Origin of the sequence: Streptomyces sp. x-19, from assembly GCF_046549115.1 — a bacterium.
Classification (GTDB): Bacteria; Actinomycetota; Actinomycetes; order Streptomycetales; family Streptomycetaceae; genus Streptomyces; species Streptomyces albulus_C.
The window spans coordinates 496,178-512,292 of record NZ_JAJPWK010000004.1; the positions used below are offsets into that span (position 1 = coordinate 496,178).

The window sequence follows — 16,115 nt, forward strand, 5'->3', positions numbered from 1 at the left end:
CCCGCGCGCCGCCGTCAGGCCAGGTCCAGGAGTTGCTCGTAGAAGCCGCCGAACTGCCGTGCGCGGTCGACGAAGTGGAGTTCGAGGATCCAGTGGCAGGCCCGTCCGGCCCGGTCGGTGCGGCGCAACGGTGAGGTGTTGTCCGGGGTGATGTAGGACTCGGACTTGGCGCCGTCGTTGGTCTCGTGGGGGAACTCGCCGACCAGGTGGCCGGTGTGCCAGATGCCGATCTCCCATCCGGCCTCGGCGGCCAGTTCCTCGACGGTCCGGTACAGGCGGGCGCCGGTCATGGTGTCGTCGGCCTGGAAGGCGGCGCGGCCGGCGTCGAAGATGCGGGGCAGGTCGGTCAGGAGGCGGTGCTTGTCGGGGTCCTGACCGAAGACGTAGGTGCGGCCGAAGTCGGCTTCGTACTCCTCGAAGATCGGACCGAAGTCGGCGAAGGCGACGTCTTCCTCGCCGATGACGCGGTCCGGTGGGTTGTCGCGGTAGGGCGCCAGCGTGTTGGGGCCGGAGCGGATGATCCGCTTGTGCCAGTGCTTGGTGGTGCCGAACATCTCGTTCGCCAGGTCGCGGACGTGGTCGCTGACCTCCCGCTCCCCGCGTCCGGGCGCCACGATCCCGCGCGCCTCCACCTCGGCGAACAGCGCGATGGCCTTCTCCTGCGCGGCGACCAGACCCGCGATCCGTGCCTCTTCGGTGTCCGTCATGCCGATCCCTCCTCGTCATCGGCGCCCGTCAAGTGGCGCTTTCGTACCGGTAGTTGGCTGGTGATTCGGATGTGCCCGTCGGTGCTTGTCGGGCGCGGGAGTTCGGGGCCGTGCCGCTAGGGGGCGTCGTCCTCTTCGTAGGAGTGGCGCTTCCCGGTCCAGGGGTCGGCGGTGTTGTGGTAGCCGCGTTCCTCCCAGAAGCCGCGCCGGTCCCGGGTCATGTACTCGATGCCGCGCAGCCACTTCGGTCCCTTGTAGCCGTAGAGGTGCGGGACGACCAGGCGCAGGGGCGCGCCGTGTTCGGCGGTGAGCGGCTCCCCGTCGTGGTGGGTGGCCATCACGGTGGTGTCCGCGGTGACGTCGGACAGGCGGAGGTTGGCGCTGTAGCCGTACTCGGCCCAGGCCATGACGTGCGTGACGTCCGGGGCGGGCGGGGCGAGGTCCAGCAGCGCGGCGGCCGGCACCCCGTAGAACTCGTGGCCGATGGTGCTGGTGCCGGACGCGCAGTGCAGGTCCGCCACGATCGTCACCCCCGGCAGGGCGACGACCTCGCCGAAGGTCCAGGCGTGCGGCTGCCCGCTCGCGGTGGCGCCGAAGACGCGGAGGGTCCACCGTTCCGGGCGGAAGCGGGGAACGGGCCCGTAGTGCGAGACGGGCCAGCCCTTCACCAGACGCTGCCCCGGCGGAAGCATGCCTTCACCCACGAGACCCCCTTGCCGATGGCCACAGATGCAAGGCATGAGCGTAGTTCACCGCCGCATCTGAGACCCGGCAGGGGGCTGCCCGGGTGTGCCGGCGGGCAGCCCCCTGCCGGGCACGGGCGCGTCAGCCGCGCCCCGCGCGGGGGTGCAGCCGCACGTCGAGGGAGTCGAGCCCGAAGTTGATGAGGGAGCGGTTGGGGACCGGCGGCCGCAGTACCTCGACCCGTTCGGCCGCCTCGGACAGCACACCGAAGAGCGCGGCCAGCTCCACCCGGGCCAGCGGGGCGCCGATGCAGTAGTGGGGCCCCAGCCGAGGGCCAGGTGTCGGCTCGGAGTGCGGTCGAGCCGGAGTCGGTCGGGCTCCTCGAACTCCGTCTCGTCGCGGTTGGCGGCGGCCGTCCAGACCACCACGCACTCCCCCGCGCGCACGCGCCGCCCGGCGAGTTCGGTGTCCGTGCGCGAGTCGCACCTCCGCCGGCTCCACCCGGAACCCCCTGGCCTTCACCTGGTCGTCGACCCGACCGACGAATTCCAGGTCCCCGTCCGCGTTCTCCCGGACCAGGTCACCGGTGCGGTACATCACGGCACCGCGGGAGTCCGCGTACGGATCGGGCACGAAGCGCGCGGCCGTCATCGACGGACGCCCCAGGTACTCCCGGGCCAGTGGCCCGCCACCGATGTGCAGCTCACCGACCTGCCCGCGGGCCACTGGCGACAACTCCGCACCCAGCACTCGGCCTTGTCGGCTTCCACAGACCGTCCCGATGGGGATCTCGTCCCGCGCGGCCAGGCCGGCGGGCACCCGGAAGAGGGTCGAGGTGATGACGGCTTCGGTCGGCCCGCAGGCGTTGAGCAGCGGCACGTCGGGGAGGATCCGCTGCCAGTTGACGGCCGCACGGGCGGACATGCGTTCACTGCCCGAGATCATCAACCGCAGCGCGCGGCACTGGGTGCGCTGCTGCTCCGTCAGGGCGAGGGCCCACGCGTTCCAGTACCCGCCCGGCAGGTTGGCGACGGTCACCACGTGGCGCTCGACGAGGTCGGCCAGTTCCCCGAAGGTCGGCACGCCGGGCCCGCGGGTCACCACGGTGGCACCCACCCGCAGGGGCGTCAGCGCCTGTTCCCACGCGACGTCGACGTGCGGGGCGGCGAACCACAGGACGCGGTCCTCCGGCACCAGTTCCAGCCGCTCGGCCATGTCGTCCACGTGCGCGGCCAGAGCCCCACGGGTGACGCACACGCCTTTGGGGCGCCCCGTGGTGCCCGACGTGTACAGGAGGTACGCGGTGTCGGCGTCCGTGGGCTCGACCCCGGCCCTCGGAGGATCGACCCGTCCCGTCAGCGGGGGCTCGGCGCCGGGCTGCGGACCGTCGCGCAGTTCCACCCGGGCGCCGCTGTCCGTCAAGACGTCCCGGCGGTGTTCGGCGGGCGCCGCGGTGTCTAGCGGCAAGTAGACACCACCCGCGCTCAGGACGGCGAGCAGCGCCACCAAGCCGTCGGCCCGATCGGTCAGCGAGCCCGCGACGACCGTCTCCGGGCCGACCCCGCGGGCCCGCAGACGGTCCGCTAATCGCGCACGCTGCGCATCGAGTTCGGCGTAGGTGAGCGGGGGCGCCCGTCACGTCGTACGGCCACTGCTCCAGGGGGTCGGCCGGCGAGGGGAAGGCTGAACCGTGCGGGCGTTCTCGGAATCCCCCTACGAGCCAAAGTCGAAGGTGCGCGACGTCCGGTTCCGGGCCACCTCACGCTTCATGCCCGGGACAGGGCCGCGAGGTGGTGCAGGCGCTGTTCAACGAGGCCGTGGCGAGGAGCAGTTGGATCCGCCACCGGGGCGGCGGAGGGCGCAGCGGGACGGAGCCCTCCGCGCTCTGGCGGACCATCCCCCTCGACGCTGGAGGTCGTTCCACGGCATCAGTCGTAGACGAACTGCGTCGTCCCGCAGACACAGCATCGACGTTTGGTCCTAAGAGACTGTGCGCTGATGCGCGGCCATAATCAATATCCTGCTCGCACGAGTGGCCTCATCCTTTCCGTCGTCCTCGGCGGCCGACACAACCCTCAATGGCGGGGCCAGCCACACTGGCGCGGAATGATCACCTCACCAGCCACACGATGTCTGAATCACGGCGTTTCCCAACGGGATTGACGCCAGTCACCGCTCCGGCGCACCCATCGCACGCGTCGGACTTCAGCCCAGACACCCACTCCCGGCCAGGCACCGGGTGCGGTGCCTGGACGGGCCGGGCCGTCGCTCGCGAAGACGACCAGCTCCTGTCCGATGCGGTCGCCTCGCAGTTCATCGCCGCCGGCTGGCGCACCTGGCCCGCGTCGGAGCGCACGGCGCTGGAGAACGTGTGGCAGGCATGGTGGCGGTCCCCTCCGCCGCGATATCCGGTGGCGGGCCCGGCCTGCGACGGTGAGGGTCACGGCATGCCCTTCTTCCTGGAAACCGAACGGCTCGCACTGCGGCCGTTCACCGACGCCGACGCCGAGTGCCTCTTCGCCCTGGACGACGACCCCGAAGTCATGCGGTTCATCAACGGCGGCAAGCCGGCCAGCCACGAAACGATCCAGGCACGGACCCTGCCACGGCTTCGCCACCACCACCCCTGCCTCGGCACCCCCGGCTACTGGGCCGCCGAGGAGCGGGCCAGCGGCGAGTTCCTCGGTTGGTTCGAGTTCCGTCCCCTGGACGAGCACGATGCGGCCGTGGTCGAACTCGGCTACCGGCTGAACCGGGCCGCCTGGGGCAAGGGGTACGCCACGGAGGGATCCCGGGCACTGATCAGCAAGGGGTTCACCGACCTCGGCGTCGAACGGATCACCGCGAACACCATGGCGGTCAACGTCCGTTCCCGACGGGTGAGGGAAAAGGCAGGGCTGGTGATCCTACGGAGCTTCACCGGCGACTGGCCGGAGGCGATCGCAGGGTCCGAACACGGTGAGGTCGAGTACGAGGTCACCCGGGCCGCCTGGGAGCGGTTCAGTCGACGCGCGCGGTGAGGACGGGCTGGAAGAACCCGCTGCGCTCGGGGGTCCGCCACGTCACCTCGGTGAACCCCGCCTCGACCGCGAGGCGCGTCAACTGCCCCTGGGTGAGGGCCCAGTAGGTGGTCCGTCGCACGCGCACGCTCCAGTCCCCTCCGTCCGGGACGAGTTGGAAGTGCTCCAGGTCGTAGCGCTCACCGTCCGGATGCCAGTCCCACAGCTGGAACGAGACGCTCCTGCCGTGCGGCGACGTGGCGAGTTGCGGCGGGGTCGTCGCGGGCCGCGCCCGCCGGATCTCGTCGTAGGGGCGCGTGCTGACCACCAACAGCCCCCCGCCGCGCAGCACCCGTCGCATTTCCGTCAGGGCCGTGCGCACGTCGTGCGCGGTGAGCAAGTGGGGCAGGGAGTTGTCGGCGCTCACCACCACGTCGAACCCGCCGTCGGGAAAGGGCAGACGGCGCATGTCCGCGGCCGCGGCCGGCAGCGGGACACCGCGCTGAGCCGCTTCGCGGACCGCGCGGCTGACGGCCGACGCGCTGATGTCCGTGCCGGTCACCCGGTGACCGCACAGACCCAGCCCGATCGCCTGAGTACCGATGCCGCACGAGCAGTCCAGCACCGAGGCGCCGCCCCGCATTTCGAGCTCCGCTTGGATGACGGCGTCCAGGGCCCGCCCCTGCCGTGCCATGCTGGCGTCCCAATCGGCATAGACGCGGTGGTAGTCGGCCGCGAGCTGATCGTAGAAGCGCGCCACCTCTGAAGCCTCAGGCATGACGTCAGGCTATCCAACAGCCCGGCAGGCCACGGTCGTTGCTCAGATCCCGCCCCGGTTCCGGCGCGGTCCGGACTACGCCCAGATGGCTTGGGCCAGGGCTGCCCCCACGAAGGCCGCGCCGAGGCCGGCCACGATGCTGCCCACGACGTTGGCCGCGGCGAGGAATCCCGCCCCGTCCTGGGACAGGCGCAGCGTCTCGTAGGAGAACGTGGAGTACGTGGTCAGGGCCCCGCACAGGCCGGTTCCGACGAGCAGTTGCACATGCGGCGAGGCGGCCCCGGCGGCCACCGCACCGGTCAGCAGCCCGAGGACCAGGCTTCCGGCGACGTTGACGGTGAAGGTCCCCCAGGGGAAGACGGTGTCGTGGCGGCGCTGCACGCTGCGGTCGGTGAGGTAGCGCAGCGGTGCGCCGACCATCGCGCCGATGACGACGAGGGCCCAGGTCATGCGGGGTTCTCCTGCTTGCTGGTGGTGCGGATGGCTTCGGCCTCGTCGAGGATGACGAGGCCGTTGTCGATGAGCGCGTCGAGTTGCGGGAGGAAGGCACGGACGGGTTCCTCGTCGTCGACGATCACGATCGCCACCGGCAGTTCCTCGCTCAGGGACGGCAGCCGCATGGTGTGGACCATCGACGAGGCGCCGAAGCCCTCGACGCCGCGGAAGACGCTGGCGCCGGCGAGGCCGGCGGCGTGGGCCCGGTGGACGATCCCGGTGAACAGCGGCCGGTGGTGCCAGGCGTCGTTCTCCCCGACGACCACCGTGAGCCGCAGCGCGGGGCCGTGCACCGTGGTCATCGCGTCCTCCGTTCGATCAGGCGACGGGTCACCGCCGCGGCGGCCCACACGGCCGCCGACGCGGAGAGGACGGTCAGCGCCAGGTAACTCAGCGCCATGCCGGCCCGGCCGCGCTCGACCAGGCGCTGAACGTCCACCACGTAGGTGGAGAACGTGGTGAAGCCGCCGAGGACGCCGGTACCGAAGAAGGGTCGCACCAGTCGGTGTGCGCTCCACAGGTCGGTGATCACGACCATGAAGGTGCCGATCACCGCGCATCCCAGCACGTTGATGACCAAGGTCGTCCAGGGGAAGGCGCCGGCGGCGACGGGCCAGGCCAGCGACGCTCCGTACCGGGCGACAGCGCCCAGTGCACCCCCGACGGAGATCGCACCGAGCACCGGCCACTGGGCCGTGCGCTGCCCGCGCCACGGCCGGCACACGCTGTCGAGGAACCCAACGTCGGGGTCGAGGGGCTCCTGTACGGCCCCGGGGTGAAGGGGTTCCACGCGCACGTCTCCTACTCGCCAGGCACCCGGAAAAGGGTGCACTCGTTCGCAAGTAGGGACCGTTGGCGGCGACTGTGCTGCGGTTCTGGTACGGCGGGCCCCACCGCCGTACGGCAGCTCAAAAGGCTGCCGTGGCATCCCAGCGTAGCCGCTGACCGATGGAGCTCCAACCCGGCCGGCACCGCCTTCCCGGCCGACGACGAACGCCTGGAGACGTCTACTGATGCCTGCGGATGTCTGCGGATGTCTGCGAACGCCTGCACATGTCTGTGGATGCCTGCGGATGTCTGCGGATCCCTACGGACGACTGGGGCGACCCGGCATGTCGACGCACACATGCCGCACCCGGACACCACCCCGTACGCTGCGGTCCGTTCGCACCATCAACGGCCACTGCGCCGAGGCGGGGGAAGACAGATGACTTATCGACGCGCAGCGATACCGGCCCTGGTCGGAGCCCTGTCGCTGACGTTATTGCTGTGGTGGGCGGGAGCGAGCGCGCAGGCACTCGAACTGCGCGGCACCACGAACCTGTTGGACATCCAGTCGATGAACGAACTCCGAAGATGGCTCACCCCGTGGGCGTACGACACCCCGGCGACGCTGTTACCGGGCGACGGCGCCCAGTACGCCACACTCCACCGCACCGCGATGCAGATCAGGTTCGTGGCGGTCTTCGTGGCCTACCTGGCCGGCGCGCTGCACCTCGTCCGGAGGATTCCGCCGACGCCGGGCCGCACACCGGCCACGCTGCTCGCGCTGTGGGCCTGGGGCCCGGTGGCCGGCACGCTGGCCGGCATCGCCTCCGCGCCGTGGCTGATCGCCTCCTCGGGCCGCGGCAGCTTCCGGCTCCTGCCGCAGTTGGCGAGCATGAGCGCGTCGAGCGGCCCGACCGTGGTGTTCGCCGCGTTGGTCAGCTCGCTGGCCACGGTCGTCGTGGCGCGGATCACCATCAAGGACGCGGACGCGGCGCCCCGGGGTGAGGTGCCGCCGCGAGCCGCCCGCCTGGCCGCGAGCATGGGGACCGCGGTGATCGCGCTGTCCCTGGTGGTCCTGTCGTACGAGGCGGTGGCGGCCTGGATCCAGACGTCGTTCGTTGGTAGCGGGCTGCTGTCCGAGCCCGGTGACCTGCTGCGCCAGTGGTTGCTGCTGGGTGGTTGGTCGGCCCCGGGGCGGACACCGTTCGGCGAGTGGTTGCTGCACCGGGCCGGCGACGTGCTGATGCTGGTCGTGGTGTGGTGGGCGCTGCGACTGTTGCCCCGCAGGCTGACCCGCATCTCCCTGCTGACGATGACCGTCGGCACGATCTGCGCCACCGTGCTGGGGCTGTTGGCGCGGCAGATGGTCCAGGCGATGATGAGCGGCACGGCATCCGTCTGGGGGCCGTTGTCGCTGTTCTCCGGGCTCGGCGAAGGCGTGCCGGCCGCCCTGGTCTTCGGCACCCTGGCGGGGGTGGCGGGCCTGGTGACACTGCGTCTGGGCGGCGCCCGGGACGCCACCGGCGGTTCCGCCGGGTGACGGCGTCGGTGGCGCGTCCCGTGACGGCGGGCCGCGCCACCGCCGTGACGGCGCCAACGCCGGCCGCGTGCCGCACTCGTGCGTCGTTTTGCCCCCCGTGGGTACAGTCCGCTCGGCATGGCGCGGGGTCACCCGGCACCGCACACTCGCTCCCATCGCGTTGGCCTCGCACGCGATGCCGCTGTCCAACTCCATGGTCAGCGGGGTGTTCACGGCCTGTGCCCTGCTGACCCCGCGCACCCGCACCCGACGCCGCGCCCTCGTGCCGGCCACCTGACCCACGAGTTCCCATGACGCCCGAAGCGGTCGCCGCCCGGCCGACGTCTCACGCGGCAGGCCGCCCGCTCACCGGAGAGCCGGCGGCGCGAAAGCGCCTCCCACATTTTGATCGATTATCGATAATTCGAGAACCCTCAACGCATGGCGGAAATGCCGAAAAGTTCAATTAAAGTGTGTCTCGATCTTTTCGCACGGCAGAACGGACGTAGCCCGGCATGGACATGAGCGCGGCCGGCAGCAAGAACCTCAGCCTCTTCGCTCTGATCATGATCGGACTGGGCTCCATCTTCGGCTCCGGCTGGCTCTTCGGCGCCGGTCAGGCCGCACAGGTCGCAGGCCCCGCGGCCCTGGTCGCCTGGGTGATCGGGGCCGTCTTCATCGGCATGATCGCCATGTCATACGCGGAGGTCGGGGCCGCCTACCCCCTGCCCGGCGCCATGGCCCGGTTCGGTTCGATCACCCACGGGCCGGTGCTCGGCTTCGTCAGCGGCTGGGCGGTGTGGATCGCCATCGCCTCCCTGATCCCGATCGAGTCCATCGCGGGCACCCAGTACATGTCCTCCTGGAACTTCGGCTGGGCCCAGGGGCTCGTCTCCGACGGCAGCCTCACCGCCTCCGGCATGGCGATGGCCCTGTTCCTCACCTTCGCGCTGTGGTTCGCCTGCTACTGGTCGGTCGCCCTGCTGGCCCGGGCGAACACGATCCTCACCCTCGTCAAATTCGCCATCCCGGTGTTGGCCGTCGCCGCGCTCATCGCTTCCGGCTTCCACCCGGACAACTTCACCGCCCACGGCGGCTTCGCCCCCAACGGCTGGTCCGCCGTGCTGACGGCCGTCACCACCTCGGGCGTCGTCTTCGCCTTCAACGGATTCCAGGCCGTCGTCAACCTCGGCGGCGCCGCCCGGAACGCCGGCCGGGCCATCCCGCTCGCGCTCGTCGGCGCACTCACCCTCGGCCTGGTGATCTACCTCGCCCTGCAAGTCGCGTTCCTCGGCTCGGTCCCGCCCGAGAAGCTCGCCGAGGCCGGCGGCTGGCACGGAATCAACTTCGCCTCCCCCTTCGCCGACCTGGCCAAGCTCCTGATGCTGCACTGGGTCGTCACCCTGCTCCAGTTCGGCGCCTTCATCTCGCCGTGCGGCGCCAACATCGGCAACGTCGCCTCCGCCTCGTACCTGGCGCAGAACCTCGCCGAGACCGGCTTCTTCCCCAGGAAGATCGCCGAGGTGCACCCCCGCTACGGCACCGCCCGCCCCGCGATGTGGCTCAACCTCGGCTTCTCCGTGCTCCTGCTGCTCACCATCGGCCACAGCTGGGAGGCCCTGGCCAGCGTCATCTCGGCCGCCATGGTCGTCTCGTACCTGATCGGCCCCATCGCGGTGGGCGTCCTGCGCCGCACCAAGCCGGACCTGCCGCGCCCGTTCCGCCTGCCCGCGGCCTCCGTGCTCTGCCCGCTCACCTTCGCCTTCGCCGCGTGCGCCCTGTACTGGTCGAAGTGGCCCAACACCGGCAAGGTGACCCTCCTCGTGATGGTCTCCGTGCCGATCGCGGCGCTGGTGCTGCGCCGCCGGGGCGAACGGAACCTGGCCCGACAGTTCGCCGCCGCCTGGTGGATGATCGGGTTCCTGCTGTGGCTGTCGGTGCTGTCTGCCCTGGGCAGCACGGAGTTCGGCGGCCACGGCGTCCTGCCGGGTGGCGTGGACGTCGCACTGGTCGGCGTCTCCGCCCTGGCCTTCTACTTCTGGGCGGTACGCGCCGGCGTCCAGGCACACCGGGAAGGGCTGACGGACCCGGACCCCGCGCCCGCCCCAACCCACGAGCCCGATCCGGAAGCCCCCGTCATGCCCGGCCAACGCTCCCCGGAGCACGAGCCCGTGCCCTCCTGAGACACACCCCTTCAAACGGCCGCCGGAGCCGGCACACACGGTCCGTGAAGCGTGCTCCGCCGCCGGAGCACGTCTCACGGAGACGTAGACGCGGCTCACGGAGACGTAAACGCGAGTCACGGAGACGTGCACGCGGCCCTATGCATCAGGCCGGCAGTTACCAAAGGTCCTCGCGCTCAATCGCCCCCGCAGCCGTGCCCCCCGCAACCATGGCCGCCACCGCCTCCACAGCCGTGCCCGCCAGAGGCGTGCCCTCCGCAGCCGGGGCCGCTTCCGCAACCGCCCCCGCCGCCCCCGTGGTTGGACCCGCCGCGCCGCTGACCGCGCGTCCCGCTACCGGGGCGCCGAACCGTTCCCCGCCCCCCGTAGCCCCGTTCCTTCTCCTTCAGTCGCGCTGCCCACCGCGCGTCCCGCTCACGCTGCGCCTGCTCCTCCTTGCGGACCCTCTCGCGCCTGGCGGCGTCCCGGGCCGCGCCGTCGGCAGGCTGCCACGGACCGAGGTCGTGACTGCGCCGCGGCAGCAGCGGGGCAACCATGACGCCGGCGTACGTGTGCTCCGCCCCCTGGTACGCGCCGCGCTCGATGACGGCGTACTCCAGGGCGACCTCGGCGCCTTCCCGGGGCGCGCCGTACAGAAGCGCCTCGAAGGGTTCGCTGCGAGGGTCGATGTCGTAGTGCCCGTCGCCCACCCGGTAGGTGGAGCTCGTGCCCAAAAGACGCGCCCCCCGGTCGACGTCCCGGCTCTTGGGCCGGAACGCGATCAGGGGCCGCCCCTCGGTGCTGCGGGCATCCGGGTACAACCAGTGGCAACCGTCCGGCGCGATCCGTACGCCCACCAGCAAGGCGGGCTGGGGCTCCTCGTACAGGCGGCGGGCCGCCCGGTAGGCGACGTGACCGCACCCGTACACCGTGGTGCCGGGGACGAGGAACAGCAGGGCGGCGATCTGCTGCCCGATGGCGTCGTACGGTGCCCGGGCCGGCGCCGTCAGGCTCTCGACGAGGCCGTCGGCGAGGATGACGCCGGCGATCAGGCACAGAGCGAGTCCGAAGTAGAACTGTCGGAACCCGCGGTAGTCATCCGTCTCGGGCGCCCGCTCAGGGAGTTCGAGACGGCGCCGGCCGGCCGCGGCGAGCGCCAACGCCCGCTGCTTGCGACGGGCCCGAAGACGCAGGCACGCACCGGCCAACACCCAGGCGGACACCGTGAGGGCCAGCAGGTATCCGCCTCCGACCAGTCGGTCGTCGGCCGCGGGCGACGCCAGGGACACCGCCGCATCCACCGCGACCACGACCGCGGCCGGCACGGCCGGGACCGGCAGATAGCGGTACCACAGCGGCAGCGCGGGCAGCAGAACCATCGCGGGATAACCGAGCCAGTCAGTGCCACCCGGCGTCGCCCCGACACCGCTCCACGACGAGGCCGAGAACCCGGACGTCAGGACGTACGACACGGCAGCCATGACGATGAGCACCCAACTACCCGCGACCGGGGCGAAAACCGCCGGAACGCGAGCCCGCAACCACCGCTCGCCATCGGCGACGGACCACGACACCACGCCGCCCTCCGGCAGCGCCACCGTCGGCAGCCGCTTGACGTAGTCATGCACGGCGCACTCCTTCCGCGGCACCACGGCCAGCCGCGGCTGCGCACTGCCTCGCCCACTTCGTTGCTCAGGCCATCGTTTCGGGTGGGGGACGGCCATCGCAGCCCCCCGGTTCCGGGGCCGCGATCCGTGCAGCATCCGCGCAGGCGGCTCCCCCGCCCGAGTGTCCCGCCCAAGGCATCCCCGAGCACGCACACACTAAAAGCGCCCGATGAAATCGCCGTGAACCAGCGAACGAGCCCGACCCCCGCGACCGCGAGCAGGCCACCTCTGTACGCCCGGCCGGCGCGCGGAACCGGAAGCTCTGCAACCAGTCACAAGCTGCCTGCACGATCGACCAGCAGTTACCCGTCCCGCCCGGCCGCGGGGCCTGTCACCTCCGATACCGCTGTGCCACCGCCGTGAAGGCGGCCTTGGGTTCCCATTCCATGTCGGGGTAGGTCTGCCCACGGCGTCCTTCGAGGAGTTTGACGATGCCCAGGCCGGCCCGGTCCAAGTCGTCCCGGGGGTCACCGTCCGGGCGGTGCGGGTAGCCGGGCAAGGCGAACAAGAACACGAACGCGCTGTCCACGCCCTCGGTCTCGAAGATCTCCAACAGTTCGCTCAGATATGCAGCCTGCCCGGCCTCGTCACGCTCGTATATGCCGTTCAGCCGTACAGGGGCCTTGGTCTGCGGGTCGTACTCGACCACTTCCAGCACCCGCCCACCGCGGTCTCCCGCGCCGCGGTAGGCCGCGGTGCCGAACCCGGTGATGGCGAGCGGCTTCGGGCCTTGGGCCAGGGTGCGCACCGCGTCCCGGAACCGGTCGGCGACCTCGGCGGAGCGGATCAGCTCGAACGTCATCATGTCGAAGGGGGTCCAGTCGACCTGCTCGAACTGGATGGCTGCGTAGGTGAGTTCGCCCTGGAAGCGCTCGCGGACCGTGGCCGCGGCGTCGCGGAGGAACGCGTTGATGCGCACGCCGAGTTCGCGTATCGCTTCGGCCCTCCGCTCGGGTTGGCTCATCAGTTGCTCGACCCGCTCCTCGGGGCTCTTTCCGGGCAGGAACCCTCGGTTCATCACGCTCAGCTCGACCCCTGCGACGAACACGACGGTGGCGCCCTGCTGTCGGATTCGTTCCGCTCGCTCGGCGCAGTCGCGGAAGAGCGTGAGGATCTGCTCCGCATCCAGCTCCAGCGGATAGGGCGAGAACCAGATCTCCAGGCCGAGTTCGGCGGCGGCACCGGCGGCCAGCTCCAGTCGGTCCGGGTCGCCGCCGATGATCTGGACCGCGTTGCAGTGCAGGTCGTCGCGGATGATGGCGAGCTCGCGTCGGACCACTGCGGGGTCGAAGTGCTCGCGGGATGTCTGGCCGTGCACGACGAATCCGGTGTCGTAGGTCATTCCTCTTGCGCGCATGGTGACGTCCTCTCCGTCGGTCTCGGTCGGGTCGACACTGACAGAAAAAGTGCGTGCACGCAAACTTTCATACGCGCAACTTTTCGCGCACGCAGCCCTGTGTGGAACGCTGATGCCGTGACGACACCACCACCCGGGCTGCGGGAGCGGAAGAAGCAGGCCACACGCGAGGCGCTACGCGAGGCGGCCCTGCGCCTGGCCGTGGAGCGCGGACCGGAACAGGTACGGGTCGAGGACATCGCCGAGGCGGCCGGAGTCTCGCCGCGCACCTACAACAACTACTTCGCCAGCCGCGAGCAGGCGATCGTCGCGGCTATCACCGCGGACCGAGAGGCGCGGATCGCGGCAGCGGTCGCAGCCCGGCCCGCAGGAGTGCGCCTGGCCGACGCCGTCGCCGAAGCGGTGGTCGAGCAGTACACGAACACCGGCGAGCGCGAACACGAGGCGCTGCTGCTGATCACCACCCGGACCACGCTGCGCGACGCATTCCTCGACGCCACCGCCAACATCGAGCCCCCACTCACGGCGGTGATCGCCGAACGCCTGGGTGACACCGGGGCGCACACAGCCCGCGTTCTCGCGGCAAGCGTCGCCGCGGCCGTTCGCATCGCATTGGAAGACTGGCTCCGGCCGGCCGGGAACGCAGAGGACCCCAGGAGTTTCGGCGCCGGAAGACTGGTCGTGCCCTCCGGCTCACTACCCGACCAGCTCCGCGCTGCGCTGGCCCCGCTCGCGCCCGCGCTCGACGCCGCAGAGCGACACACCCAGCCGTGAAGTCGACCCGGCTGGGGCATCCGCCAGGCAAACAACGGCTCCACAACACGCCGATGACCCGGAATGCGGGCCCGACGGGTGCCATCAGCGCGAGGCGATCATGTTCGACCCCGGCGTCAGCACCACGCCCAACTCCACCGCCGCGATCCCCGCCATTGATCCCGGCCCGACCACAGCACGCCATCCGTACACGCCGTCGCCTCGACGCACCGTAGAGCCCCGGCCATGCGCCACGCGTCATGTGCCATGTCCGCTCCGTTCGCCACCCGTTGAGGACGCAGTGGATCAGGGGCCCGCCGTAGCTGGTTTCGGACGAGCTGTGGGCCGGTCCGTCAGTCGTTTCTGACGGCAGAGGCGAGCCAACCCCGCAGCAACACACAGATCCGCAAACCCTTTGCGAGGACGCAAAACCGTTGCGGGGAAGGAAAGTTGACAGAGACGTCCGACGCGGTTGGCGGTGGCGCGACCCCACGAAGACTTCGATCGTCTTCGTGGCGACCGACACAGCCGTGGCGACGAACCCGGCCAGGCACCCACCCCTCGGAGTGGCTACTGACTCCCGGGCAACTCCCAAGCAAGCAGCCTGGCTCCCCTCCCTCCCTCCCTCCCTCCCTCCCTCCCTCCCTCCCTCCCTCCCTCCCTCCCTCCCTCCCTCCCCTCCTCCTCCCTTGCTCCGCTCAGCTCGAATGCCGGTCTGGTCACGGCGGCTCCCTCAACTGAGGAGTTGAGGGGCCGTCGATAACCACACAGTTGGACCAGTCGTCAGGGTTTGCGGCTCGTACGAGGGAAAGTTCCAGCGAGTGGTACCTGGGCGCTCTCGGTGTCTCCTACGCTGCCCGATCGTTGGTGATCTTCAATCGAAAGGGCGGTCATGCGCGACGTGATTGAGGTCGGCGGGACCTCTGAGCGGCCTCCCGGGGTCTCGGTGGACCAGGCACCTTCGGGAGCCCGGTTCGTCGGTAGCGCTCCGACATCCGTCGCCGTGTTCCTCGCCGAAACCGCGGGCGGCGGCGAGCGGCCCCCCACGAAGCTCGCCTCGTGGAAGGGGTTCGAAGCCGCGGCGAGGCTTGCGGACGGTGCCTCGGATGCGGAACAGACAACACGGCGGATCCTGGTGTCGAAGACCCTCTGGGCCGCGGTCCACGGTTGGTTCGCCAACGGGGGTGGCGAGTGCTACCTGGCGCCTGTCGTCGACCCGGGCGGTCTCGCCGACACTCTCAAGCAGTTGGAGTCCCTCGACGAGATCGCCATCGTGCTCGCTCCGGACCTGTGGAGCGGGACGACGGACCAGGAGGCCAGCCAGGAGGCGGCCGGCCTGATCGCGGACCACTGCCAGAGGATGGCCGACCGGATCGCGGTCCTGCACCTTCCCGATGAGGCCCCGCCGGGAAACGTCGCAGCCACCTTGGGAGTCGAAAGCGCCGCGGCACGTCGATACGCGACCGCCTACTACCCCTGGATCAACGTCCAGGACCCCGGCGACCCGAATGCCGCCCCGCTGACGGTGCCCCCGACCGGGCACGCGGCGGGTGTGTGGGCGCGCGTGGACCAGGATCGAGGCGTCCACAAGGCCCCGGCCAACGAGGGCCTCCGAGGCGTGCTCAGCCTGACGCATGAGCTCAGCGACGCCGAGCACAGAGCCCTCAACGACCAGGGCGTGAACGCGATCCGGAACTTTCCCGGCTCGGGCCCGCTCATCTGGGGTGCCCGCACCCTCGCAGCCGCGGACGAGAGCGAGGTCGAGAACAGCTACCTCAACGTGCGGCGGTCGGTGAACTCCCTCAGGCAGTCCATCCGCCGCAGCACGACCTGGGCGGTCTTCGAGCCCAACGACGAACGCCTTCAGACATCGGTGAGGACCATGGTCACCAGTTTCCTCACGGGGCTGTGGCGGCGAGGGGTTCTGGTCGGGCGGTCTGCCGAGGAGGCGTTCTACGTGGTCTGCGACGAGACCAACAACCCGCCGGAGAAAAGCTCCCAGGGCAATCTGCTCGTGCAGATCGGCGTCGCCCTCGTCCGCCCGGCGGAGTTCATCACCTTCCAGGTCGACCAGACCACCGAACAGAGCTCCTGAGACGCGCCCCCACGGTCCGGCGGCCCGGCACGAACGCCAAGTCCCGTGCGGTTCACGGCCATGGTGCAGCAGGTCGGCTCGCAGAGCCTGCGCGGCCCGCCCCGCGATGTCGGTGGCCCGTGCGGGGTGTC

The 16,115-nt window shown here is 70.7% G+C and carries 14 protein-coding genes; 5 read left to right on the plus strand and 9 right to left on the minus strand.

What is annotated here, in order from left to right; translation table 11 throughout:
- Positions 1 to 14: 14 nt before the first annotated feature.
- The 3 genes from ACLJT4_RS14775 to ACLJT4_RS14785 form a co-directional block, all read right to left on the minus strand.
- Positions 15 to 707: a M24 family metallopeptidase gene (locus ACLJT4_RS14775; RefSeq protein WP_016576185.1), complete on the minus strand. Its 693-nt coding sequence runs from the start codon at positions 705 to 707 to the stop codon at positions 15 to 17.
- Between the two features lie 116 nt (positions 708 to 823).
- Positions 824 to 1,447 carry a molybdopterin-dependent oxidoreductase gene (locus tag ACLJT4_RS14780; RefSeq protein ID WP_411122762.1) on the minus strand — a complete coding sequence of 208 codons (624 nt, stop codon included), beginning with the start codon at positions 1,445 to 1,447 and terminating at the stop codon, positions 824 to 826.
- Between the two features lie 85 nt (positions 1,448 to 1,532).
- Positions 1,533 to 2,966, minus strand: a complete 1,434-nt coding sequence (locus ACLJT4_RS14785; RefSeq protein WP_411122816.1) for an AMP-binding protein — start codon at positions 2,964 to 2,966, stop codon at positions 1,533 to 1,535.
- 872 nt (positions 2,967 to 3,838) lie between these two features.
- Here ACLJT4_RS14785 and ACLJT4_RS14790 point away from each other — a divergent pair.
- Entirely contained in the window at positions 3,839 to 4,411 is a 573-nt protein-coding gene (locus tag ACLJT4_RS14790; RefSeq protein WP_411122763.1) for a GNAT family N-acetyltransferase, read from the plus strand.
- On the opposite strand, the gene ACLJT4_RS14795 is transcribed toward ACLJT4_RS14790, so the two are convergent.
- The 4 genes from ACLJT4_RS14795 to crcB (ACLJT4_RS14810) all read right to left on the minus strand — a co-directional run bounded on the left by ACLJT4_RS14795 (position 4,392) and on the right by crcB (ACLJT4_RS14810) (position 6,453).
- The gene (locus ACLJT4_RS14795) at positions 4,392 to 5,168 is read right to left on the minus strand and encodes a class I SAM-dependent methyltransferase (RefSeq protein WP_411122764.1); all 777 of its coding nucleotides are present in this window, start codon (positions 5,166 to 5,168) and stop codon (positions 4,392 to 4,394) included. The two genes, ACLJT4_RS14790 and ACLJT4_RS14795, sit on opposite strands and share 20 nt — an antisense overlap.
- Positions 5,169 to 5,243: 75 nt before the next feature.
- Positions 5,244 to 5,618 carry a fluoride efflux transporter CrcB gene (gene crcB / locus ACLJT4_RS14800; protein WP_411122765.1) on the minus strand — a complete coding sequence of 125 codons (375 nt, stop codon included), beginning with the start codon at positions 5,616 to 5,618 and terminating at the stop codon, positions 5,244 to 5,246.
- Positions 5,615 to 5,965, minus strand: coding sequence for a DUF190 domain-containing protein (locus tag ACLJT4_RS14805; protein ID WP_411122766.1), 351 nt, complete (start codon positions 5,963 to 5,965; stop codon positions 5,615 to 5,617). Before ACLJT4_RS14805 ends, crcB (ACLJT4_RS14800) begins: the two co-directional genes overlap by 4 nt.
- Positions 5,962 to 6,453 carry a fluoride efflux transporter CrcB gene (gene crcB, locus ACLJT4_RS14810; protein ID WP_411122767.1) on the minus strand — a complete coding sequence of 164 codons (492 nt, stop codon included), beginning with the start codon at positions 6,451 to 6,453 and terminating at the stop codon, positions 5,962 to 5,964. Before crcB (ACLJT4_RS14810) ends, ACLJT4_RS14805 begins: the two co-directional genes overlap by 4 nt.
- Positions 6,454 to 6,870: 417 nt before the next feature.
- Here crcB (ACLJT4_RS14810) and ACLJT4_RS14815 point away from each other — a divergent pair, with 417 nt between their 5' ends.
- Together ACLJT4_RS14815 and ACLJT4_RS14820 are read left to right on the plus strand one after the other, a co-directional pair.
- Entirely contained in the window at positions 6,871 to 7,971 is a 1,101-nt protein-coding gene (locus ACLJT4_RS14815) for a hypothetical protein (protein ID WP_411122768.1), read from the plus strand.
- A gap of 494 nt (positions 7,972 to 8,465) precedes the next feature.
- On the plus strand, positions 8,466 to 10,133 hold the full coding sequence (locus tag ACLJT4_RS14820; RefSeq protein ID WP_411122769.1) for an APC family permease: 1,668 nt from the start codon (positions 8,466 to 8,468) through the stop codon (positions 10,131 to 10,133).
- Between the two features lie 176 nt (positions 10,134 to 10,309).
- Here ACLJT4_RS14820 and ACLJT4_RS14825 read toward each other — a convergent pair whose 3' ends face one another.
- A complete protein-coding gene (locus ACLJT4_RS14825; protein WP_411122770.1) occupies positions 10,310 to 11,740 on the minus strand; it encodes a hypothetical protein in 1,431 nt (476 codons plus the stop codon).
- A gap of 370 nt (positions 11,741 to 12,110) precedes the next feature.
- Positions 12,111 to 13,121 (minus strand): hypothetical protein, encoded by a 1,011-nt coding sequence (locus ACLJT4_RS14830; protein ID WP_411122817.1) that lies wholly within the window; start codon positions 13,119 to 13,121, stop codon positions 12,111 to 12,113.
- Between the two features lie 132 nt (positions 13,122 to 13,253).
- Between ACLJT4_RS14830 and ACLJT4_RS14835 the strand changes: the two genes are divergently transcribed.
- Together ACLJT4_RS14835 and ACLJT4_RS14840 are read left to right on the plus strand one after the other, a co-directional pair.
- Complete coding sequence (locus tag ACLJT4_RS14835; protein ID WP_411122771.1) at positions 13,254 to 13,910, plus strand: TetR/AcrR family transcriptional regulator; 657 nt, start codon at positions 13,254 to 13,256, stop codon at positions 13,908 to 13,910.
- Between the two features lie 982 nt (positions 13,911 to 14,892).
- Complete coding sequence (locus tag ACLJT4_RS14840; RefSeq protein ID WP_411122772.1) at positions 14,893 to 15,984, plus strand: phage tail sheath family protein; 1,092 nt, start codon at positions 14,893 to 14,895, stop codon at positions 15,982 to 15,984.
- Positions 15,985 to 16,115 lie beyond the last annotated feature (131 nt).